The sequence below is a fragment of the Salmonella sp. NW177 genome (assembly GCF_051811585.1).
Taxonomy (GTDB): Bacteria; Pseudomonadota; Gammaproteobacteria; order Enterobacterales; family Enterobacteriaceae; genus Salmonella; species Salmonella enterica.
The window spans coordinates 394050-407726 of record NZ_JAMMZV010000005.1 but is presented as its reverse complement, the minus strand read 5'-3'; the positions used below and the strand labels follow the sequence as shown (position 1 = coordinate 407726).

13 protein-coding genes are annotated in these 13677 nt (G+C 52.8%); 5 read left to right on the top strand and 8 right to left on the bottom strand.

Annotated elements, in window-relative coordinates; all coding sequences use genetic code 11:
• The first annotated feature begins 278 nt into the window (after positions 1 to 278).
• Positions 279 to 734, top strand: coding sequence for a DUF4385 domain-containing protein (locus NA986_RS16650; protein ID WP_000985653.1), 456 nt, complete (start codon positions 279 to 281; stop codon positions 732 to 734).
• Positions 735 to 837: 103 nt separating this feature from the next.
• On the top strand, positions 838 to 2139 hold the full coding sequence (locus NA986_RS16645; RefSeq protein WP_000807818.1) for an MFS transporter: 1302 nt from the start codon (positions 838 to 840) through the stop codon (positions 2137 to 2139).
• On the opposite strand, the gene NA986_RS16640 is transcribed toward NA986_RS16645, so the two are convergent.
• The 5 genes from NA986_RS16640 to trxC all read right to left on the bottom strand — a co-directional run bounded on the left by NA986_RS16640 (position 2136) and on the right by trxC (position 7858).
• Positions 2136 to 2459, bottom strand: a complete 324-nt coding sequence (locus NA986_RS16640) for a YfiM family lipoprotein (RefSeq protein ID WP_001264467.1) — start codon at positions 2457 to 2459, stop codon at positions 2136 to 2138. The two genes, NA986_RS16645 and NA986_RS16640, sit on opposite strands and share 4 nt — an antisense overlap.
• A gap of 42 nt (positions 2460 to 2501) precedes the next feature.
• Positions 2502 to 3857 carry a CDP-diacylglycerol--serine O-phosphatidyltransferase gene (gene pssA / locus NA986_RS16635; protein ID WP_000949286.1) on the bottom strand — a complete coding sequence of 452 codons (1356 nt, stop codon included), beginning with the start codon at positions 3855 to 3857 and terminating at the stop codon, positions 2502 to 2504.
• 114 nt (positions 3858 to 3971) lie between these two features.
• The gene (pat, locus tag NA986_RS16630) at positions 3972 to 6632 is read right to left on the bottom strand and encodes a protein lysine acetyltransferase (RefSeq protein WP_023216176.1); all 2661 of its coding nucleotides are present in this window, start codon (positions 6630 to 6632) and stop codon (positions 3972 to 3974) included.
• Between the two features lie 53 nt (positions 6633 to 6685).
• Positions 6686 to 7366 (bottom strand): tRNA-uridine aminocarboxypropyltransferase, encoded by a 681-nt coding sequence (gene tapT, locus NA986_RS16625; protein ID WP_000183644.1) that lies wholly within the window; start codon positions 7364 to 7366, stop codon positions 6686 to 6688.
• A 72-nt stretch (positions 7367 to 7438) separates the two neighbouring features.
• Entirely contained in the window at positions 7439 to 7858 is a 420-nt protein-coding gene (gene trxC, locus NA986_RS16620; RefSeq protein ID WP_001098732.1) for a thioredoxin TrxC, read from the bottom strand.
• Between the two features lie 203 nt (positions 7859 to 8061).
• Between trxC and NA986_RS16615 the strand changes: the two genes are divergently transcribed.
• Positions 8062 to 9099 (top strand): tRNA/rRNA methyltransferase, encoded by a 1038-nt coding sequence (locus NA986_RS16615; protein ID WP_000997370.1) that lies wholly within the window; start codon positions 8062 to 8064, stop codon positions 9097 to 9099.
• A 115-nt stretch (positions 9100 to 9214) separates the two neighbouring features.
• On the opposite strand, the gene ung is transcribed toward NA986_RS16615, so the two are convergent.
• Positions 9215 to 9904 (bottom strand): uracil-DNA glycosylase, encoded by a 690-nt coding sequence (ung, locus tag NA986_RS16610; protein WP_000179978.1) that lies wholly within the window; start codon positions 9902 to 9904, stop codon positions 9215 to 9217.
• A gap of 318 nt (positions 9905 to 10222) precedes the next feature.
• Here ung and grcA point away from each other — a divergent pair, with 318 nt between their 5' ends.
• Positions 10223 to 10606 (top strand): autonomous glycyl radical cofactor GrcA, encoded by a 384-nt coding sequence (grcA, locus tag NA986_RS16605; RefSeq protein ID WP_000627811.1) that lies wholly within the window; start codon positions 10223 to 10225, stop codon positions 10604 to 10606.
• 61 nt (positions 10607 to 10667) lie between these two features.
• On the opposite strand, the gene eamB is transcribed toward grcA, so the two are convergent.
• The gene (eamB, locus tag NA986_RS16600; RefSeq protein ID WP_000188415.1) at positions 10668 to 11255 is read right to left on the bottom strand and encodes a cysteine/O-acetylserine transporter; all 588 of its coding nucleotides are present in this window, start codon (positions 11253 to 11255) and stop codon (positions 10668 to 10670) included.
• Positions 11256 to 11357: 102 nt separating this feature from the next.
• Between eamB and NA986_RS16595 the strand changes: the two genes are divergently transcribed.
• A complete protein-coding gene (locus NA986_RS16595; protein WP_001728952.1) occupies positions 11358 to 12257 on the top strand; it encodes a LysR family transcriptional regulator in 900 nt (299 codons plus the stop codon).
• 17 nt (positions 12258 to 12274) lie between these two features.
• On the opposite strand, the gene srmB is transcribed toward NA986_RS16595, so the two are convergent.
• Positions 12275 to 13609 (bottom strand): ATP-dependent RNA helicase SrmB, encoded by a 1335-nt coding sequence (gene srmB / locus NA986_RS16590; RefSeq protein WP_000219174.1) that lies wholly within the window; start codon positions 13607 to 13609, stop codon positions 12275 to 12277.
• Positions 13610 to 13677 lie beyond the last annotated feature (68 nt).

Genomic DNA, 13677 nt, shown 5'->3' with positions numbered 1-13677 from the left:
CAGAAGTGAAACGCCGTAGCGCCGATGGTAGTGTGGGGTCTCCCCATGCGAGAGTAGGGAACTGCCAGGCATCAAATAAAACGAAGGGCCCTGTCGGAAGACGGGGCCTTTTGTTTTTGTCTGTTTCTGCCGGATGGCGGCTCCGCCTTATCCGGCCTACAGGAATTATCCCGCCTACGAAGCTGGTGCTCTTGTAGAACCGATAAGAGCACAACCCACCCAATCGTTAACGATGAACTATCCTTTACACGTGCTTATATAAGCAGTGAGGATTTTCATTGGCTATCAAACCTTTTAACTACCAGCAGGACTTTTCCAGCATCGACTTCCGCCAGCAGCCTGAATTGTATCAGGTTGGACGAGGCGAGCAGGGGGTGCTACTGGTTGAACCCTACAAAAGCGAAATTCTTCCTTTCTGGCGCTATAAAGATGAAGCATCGGCGATGAAATCCGCAGAGCAGATCTACCAGTTGTTCGAAGCTTACCGGCAGCAGGATGATTTCGTTGGTATGGACATGGCGCGTAAATTTATTCAGATGGGATACACCCGCGCCAGGCGATACGCTAACTATAAAGGCGGTAAAAAGTATGCCGAAGACGGCAGCCTGAATACACGGGGTAATGATCCTATTAAGGCCGCGGCGGCAACGGTTTTCAAAGGTTGGTGGGATAAAATTCGTCAGGACGAAGACTATCTGAAACGGAAACGCCAGCATCAGGCACGGTGGGGATAAAAATTAGCAAACAAATAATTAACACTTTATTTACTTTTTGGTCTCGCGTAATCTGAATCTCCAAAATAAAAGGCCGATTAAGCCTGGCAACAAGGAGAACAGTATGGCAGAAATTATTCAGCGTATAGATAAAAACAACGCTGAGGCTCCGGAGATGCGGCGACGCATATGGGCTATCGTGGGGGCCTCTTCCGGAAACTTAGTGGAATGGTTTGATTTCTACGTCTACTCTTTCTGCTCGCTCTATTTTGCACATATCTTCTTTCCTTCTGGTAATACCACCACTCAGCTTTTGCAAACAGCAGGCGTCTTTGCCGCCGGTTTTTTAATGCGGCCTATCGGTGGTTGGCTGTTTGGACGCATTGCCGATCGACGCGGGCGCAAAGCCTCAATGTTGATTTCGGTGTGCATGATGTGCATGGGGTCGCTGGTGATTGCCTGCTTACCTGGTTACGATACCATCGGCACCTGGGCACCGGCGCTGCTACTTATTGCAAGGTTATTTCAGGGGCTCTCGGTAGGGGGAGAGTATGGGACCAGCGCGACATATATGAGTGAAGTTGCGCTTGAAGGTCGTAAGGGATTTTTCGCGTCGTTTCAGTACGTTACGCTTATCGGTGGCCAACTACTGGCATTGCTGGTCGTTGTGATTTTGCAGCAGGTTCTGGAGGATGCTGAGCTTCGTGCCTGGGGATGGCGTATTCCCTTTGCGCTGGGCGCCGTGCTGGCGGTTGTGGCGTTATGGCTACGTCGCCAGCTGGATGAAACCTCGAAGCATGAGACTCGCGCATTAAAAGAAGCCGGTTCGTTGAAAGGTTTGTGGCGTAATCGCAAAGCCTTTTTGATGGTGCTTGGTTTCACCGCGGCAGGCTCGCTGTGCTTTTATACCTTCACCACCTATATGCAGAAATATCTGGTAAATACAGCAGGTATGCATGCCAATGTCGCCAGCGGCATTATGACGGTCGCGCTGTGTGTTTTCATGTTGGTGCAGCCGTTATTCGGCGCGTTATCCGATAAGATTGGCAGGCGCACCTCTATGCTATGTTTTGGCGCACTCGCGACGCTTTTCACCGTTCCAATTCTCTCCGCGTTGCAGAATGTGACGTCGCCTTATGCCGCATTTGCTTTAGTGATGTGCGCGCTATTGATTGTGAGTTTCTATACCTCGATTAGCGGGATCCTGAAAGCGGAGATGTTTCCGGCGCAGGTTCGCGCCCTGGGCGTCGGTTTATCCTATGCGGTAGCAAATGCGTTATTTGGCGGCTCTGCGGAATATGTCGCGCTGTCGCTAAAATCTGTCGGTATGGAGAGTTCGTTCTTCTGGTATGTTACCGCGATGGCCGTTCTGGCTTTCCTGGTTTCGCTGATGTTGCACCGTAAAGGAAAGGGCTTGCGCCTTTAGTATCGCGCCATTTGCCAGATAGCGTAACCGGTTGTCGCGCCAGCGACATCCCAGACAAAATCTTTCCAGCTCCAGCCGCTGCCTTCCGGGCGGCTGTCCCAGAGTTCTTTTGAGGCTCCGAGACTCAAAGAAAACATCAGCCCTATCGCTGCGCTGCGGTCAGGGCTTACTCCCTGGTGACGCGCATACTCATTACCGGCTGCCGATAGCATCGCTGATGCCATAAAATGCTGGGCTTTATCCTGACCGCTCCAGTGGTCGTTAGCCAGATGGCTGCACCCGGAGAGAAACAACACCGCAAAAGGAATCAACACGCGCACGCTCACTCCTAAGAGAAAACCCCGTACAGGACGGGGCTTCGATTACAGGATACGGCTAATTAATCTGTCGATGCGGATCCGACGCAGGCGGCGAATCAATTTACGCACTTTTATCGGATAGTCGGCAATGCTCTGCAGGTCACGATAATGTTTTACGATGGTTGTGTGCGTTCGGATAAGTTCCAGCTCTTTTTCCCGCTGAGGGGCAAGCTCCTGCTTAGGATCGTGGATCAGAATGGCGTTTTCCAGATCCAGACGCCAGGCGCGAGGATTCAGATTGTTGCCGGTGAGTAGCATCCATTTATCATCTACCCACATCCCTTTCAAATGATAGGTATTGTCGTCATCTTTCCACAGACGCACCACAAGCTGATCGGTATTGACGTAATACTGTAAACGGCTCAGGAAGCGGCGCAGGTTAATCTCATAGAGATAGGGCAGCGCGCCAATGATCTTGAACGGTTCATCTTCCGGAATGTAAAAATCATTCGCGGTTTTATCGCCAACAATGATTTCGACTTTCTTTCCGTCGCGCAGTAGCTGAATAATATTCCGCACCAGTACCGCTGGTAGATTGAAGTAAGGGGTACAAATGGTGAGCTTATGCTCCGCACAGGGCATGAGATGGAAAATGGTTTTGTTCAGCAGACTGGATTTGCCAAGCCCGACCAGCGGCGTAACGGAGAGTTGCTCGTCATTAGCGTCACCCTGAAAATGATATGACGCATCACGCAGCTCCTGACGGTATAAGCGGATATCGTTTTTAATCTCCGGGCTTTTCGGCCGCTGGGTATTATCCAGACGATTCACACCACGGCCATTCATCAGATTTTGCGTCACCCAGTCAAACATGATGTCTGCCATTTGCCGATTGCGAATCAGCTGGTAGCGATCGTAGCGATATTTGTCATGCTGATGGAGATAGACATCGTTCAGGCTGGCGCCGCTGTACAGGACGCTATCATCAATGATAAAGCCTTTAAAATGCAGTACGCCAAGCGCTTCTCGCGTATTAATCGGTACGCCGTAAACCGGGACATCAATGCCGGGGTTTTCCTGCGCCAGTCGGCAATACCAGTCTGCATTGGTATTCGAGGCCGCTGCGCCAATGCGCCCGCGTTGCGCGCGATGCCAGTCGACCAGCACCCTCACGTCCAGTTCAGGACGCTGCCGTTTAGCCGCATAGAGCGCGTCGAGTATACCTTTACCCCCATCGTCCTGTTCCAGATACAGGGCAACGATACAAATACGCTGCGTCGCGCTGGCGATTTTCTCCAGCAGTGTCTCCCGAAAAGTAGCAGGAGTATAAAAGAAATCTACATCATCAACTGACTGAGAAATCTTAGGGAGTTGGGCAAGGTGTTGTTGATGTTTATTACGCTTAAATTTTGACAACATCACAGTGCATTTCTTCTCTGTTCATTGAAGGGTCCTCTGTGCTATGCAGACGACATAAGCGAGCAATAATAACATCAGTACCCGTTAAAGTGGTCAACATTTCCAGTACATTACTCACGATTCATCACATTTGGCCAGATTCAGCGTCAATCCCACGATGCCCTCGTCGAGCTGAATATCGACCTGAAATCCCAGTTTTCTGGCCAGCGCGACCATGCCGCGATTGTTCGGCATCGTAATACCGTTCAGCCGCTTCAATCCGTGATCGCGAGTATAGGCAATCAATTTCTCCATTAAACGGCGTCCTAAACCCAACCCTTTGAGATCTGAACGCACCAATACGGCAAATTCGGCATCTACGTTGTCAGGATCGGAAATCGCGCGCGTTACGCCGAGGATCTCTTCAGCGTTGTCCATCCGCCTCACGGCCACAAAGGCCATTTCTCGATCGTAGTCGATCTGCGTCATGTTGGCTAAATCTTCATGGGTGAATTCGTTGATCTCGCTGAAATAACGGTAGTAAAGATCCTCTTTGGTGACCTGTGCGATGAATTGTCGCAGCTGGGGCTCATCTTCCGGCAGGATCGGACGGCACAGGCAGCGATCGCCGTTTTTCATCTCCACCCACTCTTCAAGCTGGTGGGGATAGGGGCGTACCGCAAGTCGACTTTCGTTATCGCCATCAAACGGGGCAATATCCAGCGTCACATCCAGCGCGGTAAACTCACTGGCGGAAGCCAGCAGCGGATGGATATCCAAACGCTGAATTTCCGGGCAGTCGACAATCAGGTTTGAAACCTGGACCAGCAGCTGGCTTAAACCGACAATATCCAGCGGACGCAGCGCGCTACGGGCGCGAATTTTCCGCTGTTTAATGCCCTGAATCACCAGATAGCGCGCCAGATTCATGTTGAGCGGCGGCAGCGCGACGACGGCCTGCTCTTCCGGACGCCACTCTACGCCGCCTTCACCCAACATAATCAAAGGACCAAACACCGGATCGTGCTCGACCACCACACGAAGCTCCTGCGCGCCGGCGCGGTTAGCCATGCTTTGTACCAGCAAACCGTGAATCCGCGCCTGCGGCCAGGCCATCTTTACACGATCGAAAATGGCGTTCGCGGCCTGTTGTACCTCGCTTGCGGTCCGCAGGTAAAGCATGACCCCCTGAACTTCAGATTTATGCGGAATGTCGGGCGAGCGCAGCTTGAGAGCTACCGGATAGCCTATCTGTTCGGCGATATGCACCGCTTCAGCGCTGTCGCTGGCAATCCAGGTTGGGAGCGTGTGCAGCCCATAGGCGTGTAAAATCGGCTGTACCTCATGGGTATCCAGTGAGGTGGCACCTTCCGCAATCGCCCGCTGTAACAGATTATGCGCCTCAGCGGTATTGGACGTCAGGTTACTCGGCAACGCTGGCGTTTCTCGCAGTTGCTTCTGGTTACGCCGGTATTCCACCATATGCATAAACGCGGTAATCGTGCCTTCCGGCGTGCGGTAGGTTGGTAAGCCGGCTTCGCTGAATAGCCGTCTTGCCTCCTGAGACGAGAACTCGCCGCACCAGTTTGTCAGCAGCGTAACAAACTTGCCTCTGGGGTGGCGCTTAATCGTCTCGATCAGAGCATGGGCGCTTTCCGTACCCGGCGCGGCAGCGCTGGGAGAGTGGATAACCATAAGCGCGTCAAAATCCTGACTGGCGAGCAGGATATCCAGCGTTTTGACGTAATGTTCGCTGCTGGCGTCATCACACAGATCCAGCGGATTGGCAATATCAATGTGCGGGGGAAGCGCCTGCCGTAGTTGCAGGCAGGTCTCTTCGCTCAACGTCGCCAGCTTGCCGTTACGCGACCACAACTCATCTAACGCCAGCGCGGCAGGCGCGGCGCCATTGCTGATGATCATCAGTCTGTCGCCGCGTAGCGGACGCATATGGCTCAGTGTTTCGACGGCGGAAAAAAGCTCGTGCGTATCCTGGACTCGCAGCAGGCCTGCGCGCTGGATGGCCGCATCCCACGCAGGGTCCATTCCCGCGCTGGTATTAAGTAAACGCTGGGCTGCCGGGCTTCGGCCGCTTTTAATCACCAGAATCGGTTTGTTACGTGAAGCGCTACGGGCGGCGGAAACAAAACGGCGGGCGTCGCTTAACTGTTCCAGATAGAGCAAAATCGCGCTGGTCTTGCTATCGCGCGCCAGATAGTCCAGTAGTTCATCGACATCAATATCCAGGCTATCGCCCAGCGCGATAAAGTAGGAAAAGCCCATTTCACGCTGTTGCGCCCAGTCAAGAATAGTATTGGAAACTGCGGCAGACTGGGAAATAAAAGCGAGCTTGCCCTGTTTAATCGGGACGGGAGAAAAGCTGGCATTCAGCCCTTGCCACGGCGCGAGGAGCCCAAGACTGTTTGGACCCAGCAGACGCATTTTATAATGCCGGGCACAGGCAAGAAGTTCTTCATGTTGTGACGTGGGAGCAGAAAGGATAATGCACGTTTTACACCCTTTCGCGCCAAGCGCGTCCAGTAACGCCAGGTTACGGCTGGCGTTAGTGCATAAAATAGCCAGATCGGGGGTGAAAGGAAGACTGGCGATATCCGGCCAGGCCATGACGCCTAAAACGGCTTTCCAGGCGGGCGTCACGGGAAGGACGGGGCCATTGAATCCGCCCGCCAACAAGTTACGCATCATCAGGTAACCCGCGCGGTGGGGCTTCATTGATGCGCCAATCACCGCGATCGATTTTGGTCGCAGTAGCGCTTCCAGTCCTTGCTGGCTCATACCGGTTTCCCTTACACAGAAGTGACCGGATAATTTTAAACGCTTTCGCTATTTTATGCTGTGACGTTTCCCGGATGTTGCGTTTTTCCTGCCAGATAGCGCGTTTTGAAACGGGTGAAATGTTCACCTAAACTGGTTGCCGCCTCGGTATCTCCCGCCAGATCTAACAACGCTATGGCGACTTCGGCGGTACAATATTGCCCTTCGGCATGGATTTCACGCAGACGATAAGCTGAAAGACGCGATAAATCGACGGAAATGACCGGCAGATGATCCAGATAAGGGCTTTTACGAAACATTTTACGTGCTTCGGGCCAGGTGCCGTCCAGCATAATAAACAGCGGCGTTTTCCCGGCGGGCGGGGTGGAAATGACCTCGCGCGCTTCGCCGGCGTAGGACGCAGGAAAGACCACTATCGGTTGATAATCCGGATGCTGTACCAACTCCAGCAACGCCTGTGGCGGCTCGGTACGCGACCACTGAAACGCCGCGGTATCCGGCAAAATATCGGCTATCAGCCGGCCGGTATTGCTGGGTTTCATCGGTTCAGTGTCAAACATGACCAGACAAAAACGGCTTTTCGCCTGAGAAGGCGTTAACGTATCACACAGGCAAGATTTTAGCGGCAGCAGGCAGCGTTGACAGCGGCGAACCCGATTGCCTCTGGCAAGAAAAGGGCGAGTAGCGCGCGCAAGCCGTTCGGCGCGTAACTGAAGGACAGCGTTATTGGTCATAGAAAGCGTTTGCGGAGAAAAACGCTATTGTGGCAGAGGTGAAAACGGGGCACAAGATGCGCCCCGTGGCGTTTACAGCGCTTCGTTCAGCCAGCTGTCGAAAGGCGCTTTAGGCACTGCGCCATTAAGCATATCGACCACCTGTCCATGTTTAAAAATCATAATCGTCGGGATGCTGCGGATACCGAAACGGGCGCTGAGTTCCCGTTCCGCCTCGGTATTCACTTTGACGAAACGGACTTTACCGCTGCGCTCTTCTGCGACATCCTCGAAGATTGGCGCAAAGTTACGGCAAGGGCCGCACCAGGGGGCCCAGAAGTCGATCACCACTGGAAGATCGTCCTTCAACAGTTTGTCCAGCGTTTCGCCGGTCGCATTAATGACTTCTCCGTCAAACAACTCATGACCGCAGCGTCCACATTTTGCCGCGTCCTGAAGCCGATCGTCGGGGATGCGGTTAATGGCCTGACAATGGGTACAAACGGTGTTCATAGCTAACCTCTGAATACGTCGGAAGACGTCCCGCTACGCGCGGGATGTTTCTATAATGTTACATATTATCGAGGAGTCTGTGCTAAACAACAATGTGTTTTATTCAATGAGTACAATAGTCGCAAGCTTTTAAACGAAATCATGGCTAACCGGATGCACATCGGGTAATCTTCGCGCTTCGCGCAGCGCTGGTGGAGAAAAGCATGAACGATGAATTAAAAAACAAAAGCGGCAAAGTCAAAGTGATGTATGTCCGTAGTGATGATGACTCTGATAAACGCACCCATAACCCGCGTACCGGGAAAGGGGGAGGCCGCCCAGCAAAGTCTCGCACTGACGGTGGACGTCGCCCCGCCCGTGATGAGCGAAATAATCAGAGCCGTGACCGTAAACATGAAACTTCGCCGTGGCGCACCGTGTCCCGCGCGCCAGGCGATGAAACGCCTGAGAAAGTCGATCATGGTGGTATTAGCGGTAAAAGTTTTATCGACCCTGAAGTTTTGCGTCGCCAGCGTGCGGAAGAGACACGCGTCTACGGCGAAAATGCCTGCCAGGCGCTATTCCAGAGCCGTCCTGACGCCATCGTGCGCGCATGGTTTATCCAAAGCGTGACCCCGCGTTTTAAAGAGGCGCTGCGCTGGATGGCGGCGAATCGTAAAGCCTACCATGTGGTGGATGAAGCCGAACTGGCAAAAGCTTCCGGGACTGAGCACCACGGTGGCGTGTGTTTCCTGATTAAAAAGCGTAACGGTACGACCGTTAAGCAATGGGTAAAGCAGGCGGCGGATCAAGACTGCGTGCTGGCGTTGGAAGATGTCGCTAACCCGCATAATCTGGGCGGCATGATGCGTAGCTGCGCGCACTTCGGCGTGAAGGGCGTGGTGGTACAGGATGCGGCGTTGCTGGAGTCCGGCGCGGCGATTCGTACTGCGGAAGGCGGGGCGGAGCATGTCCAGCCGATCACTGGTGAAAGCATTGTTGACGTACTGGATGACTTTCGTCAGGCGGGGTACACCGTGGTGACGACGTCCAGCGATCGCGGTCAGGCGCTCTTTAGTACGACCCTGCCGGAAAAGATGGTGCTGGTCTTAGGCCGTGAATATGACTACCTGCCGGAAGCGGCGCGCGAACCCGGCGATCTGTGCGTGAAAATTAACGGCACCGGGAACGTGGAAAGCCTGAATGTGTCGGTTGCGACAGGCGTACTGCTCGCCGAGTGGTGGCGACAGAATAAAGCGTAAGGGCTGCAGCCCGGTGACGCAACGCGCGCCGGGCCAATGATGTACTTTCTACCGCCCGGTCAGACAAGGCGCTTTCGCGCCGTTATCCGGGCGATAAAACGGCGAGTCGCCAACGTTATTCACTCTCAGCCGGTAATACTGGCGTCCAGTCGATAGTTTTCTCGCCGTGTTGTTCCAGCCATTGGTTCGTTAGCGCAAAATGGTTACAGCCAAAAAATCCGCGGTGCGCAGAGAGTGGCGAGGGATGCGGGGCTTTCAGAATATGGTGGCGCTGTGGATCAATAATCGCGCCTTTCTTCTGGGCGTGCGAGCCCCACAGCAGGAAGACAACCCCTTCGCGGTGTTGGTTAATCAGGCTTATCACTTTATCCGTAAAGGTTTCCCACCCCAGGCTGGCATGAGAGTGCGCCTGGCCTGCCCGTACCGTGAGCACCGTATTCAGTAACAGTACGCCCTGGCGCGCCCAGCTTTCCAGATAACCGTGCGCGGGGCGAACAAAGCCGGGAATGGAGGCTTCCAGCTCTTTGTACATATTCACTAATGACGGCGGGGGAGCGATCCCAGGACGCACGGAAAACGCCAGACCATGTGCCTGGCCGGGGCCGTGGTAAGGATCTTGCCCCAGGATCACCACCTTAACGTCGCCCAGTTCCGTGAAGCGAAAGGCGTTAAACACATCTTTTTGCGGCGGGTAGACCGTGATACCCGACTGACGCTCGCCAGCAACAGTGTGAAGCGTATTGATAAAGTAAGGTTGCTGTTTCTCATCAGCCAGCACATCGTGCCAGGTTAACTCAGTCGCCATCTCGCTCTCCTGCGAATTTCCAGTTCCCTTAGCTTAACTGCTTCTTTCTGCAGTGCAAAATCCTGCGTGCTACAAAAACGGTTACCTACAAAAGATAGTTGAAAATTTATGTAAAAAGTTTATAGGTCTGAATGGTGTAAGTTGATGTAAAACAATAAATTCCCTTCATCACCCTTTTTATGGTGTGGTTTTTATTGATTTAAATCAAAGAATGAAGGGTGATCGAAGGGTATATATACACTCAAGCAACAATGGTTTTACCAATTGGCCGGGATTAGGCCGACCGAAATCAAATAATTTTGCCTGGGGAGGCATCACATGATTACAGGTATCCAGATTACTAAAGCCGCTAACGACGACCTGCTGAATTCCTTCTGGCTGCTGGACAGCGAAAAAGGCGAAGCGCGCTGCATCGTTGCAAAATCCGGCTTTGCTGAAGATGAAGTTGTGGCTGTCAGCAAACTGGGCGAGATTGAATACCGTGAAATTCCGATGGAAGTTAAACCGGAAGTACGCGTTGAAGGCGGTCAGCATCTGAACGTTAACGTTCTGCGTCGTGAAACTCTGGAAGATGCGGTTAAGCATCCGGAAAAATACCCGCAGCTGACTATTCGTGTTTCTGGTTATGCGGTGCGTTTTAACTCCCTGACGCCGGAACAGCAGCGCGACGTTATCGCTCGTACCTTTACCGAAAGCCTGTAAGGCTTATCCGGTAATAACAAGCGGAAGAGGCCGGGCCTTTTCCGCTTTTGTTTTATTTGGGTCAGTAAAAAATCCGCACCGCGCAGTACACCAGCAGTAACGCCAGAATGATATTTAACTGGCGACCATAATGGCGAAACGCCCGCTGAAACAGATGTCCCGCCAGCGCCCAACACACATTACCGAACGTGCCGATCAATGCCAGCAATATACTGACGCCGATGACCCAGTTCAGCGCCTGCGTTTGCGGTAAAACAAATGTAGACAGAGCGGTAATGCCGTACAGAATAATTTTGACGTTCACAAACTGCAGGCCAAAGCTTACCCAAAAGCCAACCGGTTTTGGTCTGACATTCTCATCCGCCGCTGGACTGGTAGCAATTTTCCACGCCAGCCACAGGATATACGCAGCCCCCACCCAACTGAGTAAATGAATGATTGCCGGATCGATAACCGCAAGGGAAAACGCGATCCCGGCGCACAGCAGCATGACGACCAAAAATCCCAGACTCATACCTGCCAGTACACGAATACTCTGCCGAAAACCATGTGCAGTTGCTGCGCTAAGCGCGAGAATATTGTTTGGGCCGGGGGTAAGGGCGGTGATTAATGTATAAGTCCAGAAAGCGCTTAAAAGCATCGGTGTCACTTGTCATCTCCTCTGTTTTAGCAGACAGTACCCGATATGAAATATTTAAAAAAATGAATGTTTTTTAATTCTGAATTCGAGATTTTCGATAGGTTGGTGGTTATGGATCTGCGTCGGTTTATTACGCTGAAAACGGTAGTGGAAGAGGGCTCGTTTCTGCGGGCTTCGCAAAAGCTGTGCTGTACTCAGTCGACGGTAACTTTTCATATTCAACAGCTTGAACGTGAGTTTTCCCTGCAACTGTTCGAGAAAATAGGGCGCCGAATGTGCCTGACCAATGAGGGGAAAAAGCTGATGCCGCATATCCATGAACTGACGCGTGTGATGGAGTTGATTCGTGAAGCCGCAAGGCAGGATGCGGAACCCGGCGGAGAGCTGCGCGTGGCGACAGGTGAAACCTTACTGGCGTACAAAATGCCGCAGGTTCTACAACGTTTTAAGCTGCGAGCGCCGAATGTCAAATTGTCGCTACAGTCGCTGAATTGCTATGTGATACGTGATGCGTTGCTGAATGACGAGGTCGATCTGGGCGTTTTTTATCGCGTAGGTAATGATGACGCGCTCACGATGCAGCAACTGGGGGAGCAGTCGCTGGCGCTGGTGGCCTCTCCACTGCTACAGGATGCTGATTTTACGCAGCCAGATCAGCATATCCCCTGTAGTTTCATCATCAATGAACCGCAATGTGTCTTCCGCCAGCTGTTTGAAAGTACGCTACGGCAGAGGCGGATTACGCTGGAAAACACCATTGAACTGTGGAGTATTGAAAGTATTAAACAGTGTGTGGCTGCTAACCTGGGCATCAGCTTTTTACCACGTTTTGCCGTTGAACGAGAACTTAGTACCGGTCAGTTGAAAGAGCTGCCGTTTGGCGCGCCGTCGCTATCGATCATGGCGCTGTGCGCCCATCATGCCGGGAAAGCGGTCAGCCCGGCAATGCAGATATTTATGCAGTGTATGGAGGCGTGTTTTACCGTGGAAGATAAAAAAATGCCGGGTTAACGAACCCGGCATTATCATCACTCTTCGCTGGATTGCTCCTGCATTTTCGTACCGCTTGGCTTGCGGCGCTTACCGATATTTTTTGTATCGCGGTGACGTTTCTTCACGCGCGGCTTCTCTTTTTCTTTCTCTTTTTTCTTCTCGGCGCGTTTCGCCAGCACTTTTTTCGACGGTTTGCCGGTCAGCTTTTCGCTGGGCGCACGCGTGGTCGGGCGAAGCTCATCAATGACGCGCGCTTTTAGCGGCTCTTCGATGTAGCGACCGATTTTCAGCAGCAACAGATGGTCGTGGGCTTCTACCAGCGAGATTGCAGTGCCTTTGCGGCCCGCACGGCCTGTACGACCAATGCGATGCAGATAGGTATCGCCACTGCGCGGCATGTCGAAGTTAATAACGTGGCTGACGTCAGGAATATCAATCCCGCGTGCCGCGACGTCGGTCGCGACCAGCACGTTAACGCGACCGTCGGTGAGACGCTTAATACCTTCGTTACGTTTGATCTGCGCCATCTCGCCTTCAAGATAGCAATTGTTGATCCCTGCCAGACGCAGCGTTTCAGCCAGTTCATGGACGCGTTCACGTTTACGTACAAACACGATAGAACGGGTTGCATCGTCTTGTTTGAGCAGGTGCTTCAACAGCGCAACTTTATGTTCGAAATTGTCGGCACGGTAGTACCACTGGTGAATTTTCTTGCGCTCGCGGGTTGACGGATTGGCGGAAACCTCAACCGGGTCTTCCAGCAGACGCTCGGCAAAATCTTTAATCGCATCGCCTTCCAGCGTGGCGGAGAACAGCATCGTCTGTTTACGCCAGCGGGTCTCACCAGCGATATGTTCAATGTCCTGAGCGAAGCCCATGTCGAGCATCCGGTCAGCTTCGTCAAGAATCAGTGTTTCAACCGCCCGGCAGTCAAAGTTCTCTTCTTTTATATATTGCAGCAGACGGCCCGTCGTGGCGACCACGATATCCTGGTTTTCGCTAAACACTTCAGCATGGTTCATATAGGCCACGCCGCCGGTAATCGTGGCGATATCCAGATGAGTATGCTTAGCCAGTTCACGAGCGTGATCGGCAACCTGCATTGCCAGTTCGCGGGTTGGCGTCAGGATCAGAATACGCGGCGGCCCCGATTTTTTACGCGGAAAGTCGAGCAGGTGCTGCAACGCCGGCAGCAGATATGCCGCCGTTTTACCGGTGCCTGTCGGCGCAGAACCGAGTACATCACGGCCATCGAGCGCAGGCGGAATGGCGGCAGCCTGAATGGCGGTCGGGCGAGTGAAACCTTTATCCTGGAGGGCATCCAGCAGGCTTTCGTCGAGTTCAAGTTCGGAAAAAGTCGTTACAGTCATGTTCTACCTCTGTGTGGGGCGCTGATTATAGACGTTACGGCCGCAATCTTCATCTGTTTGTATGGATA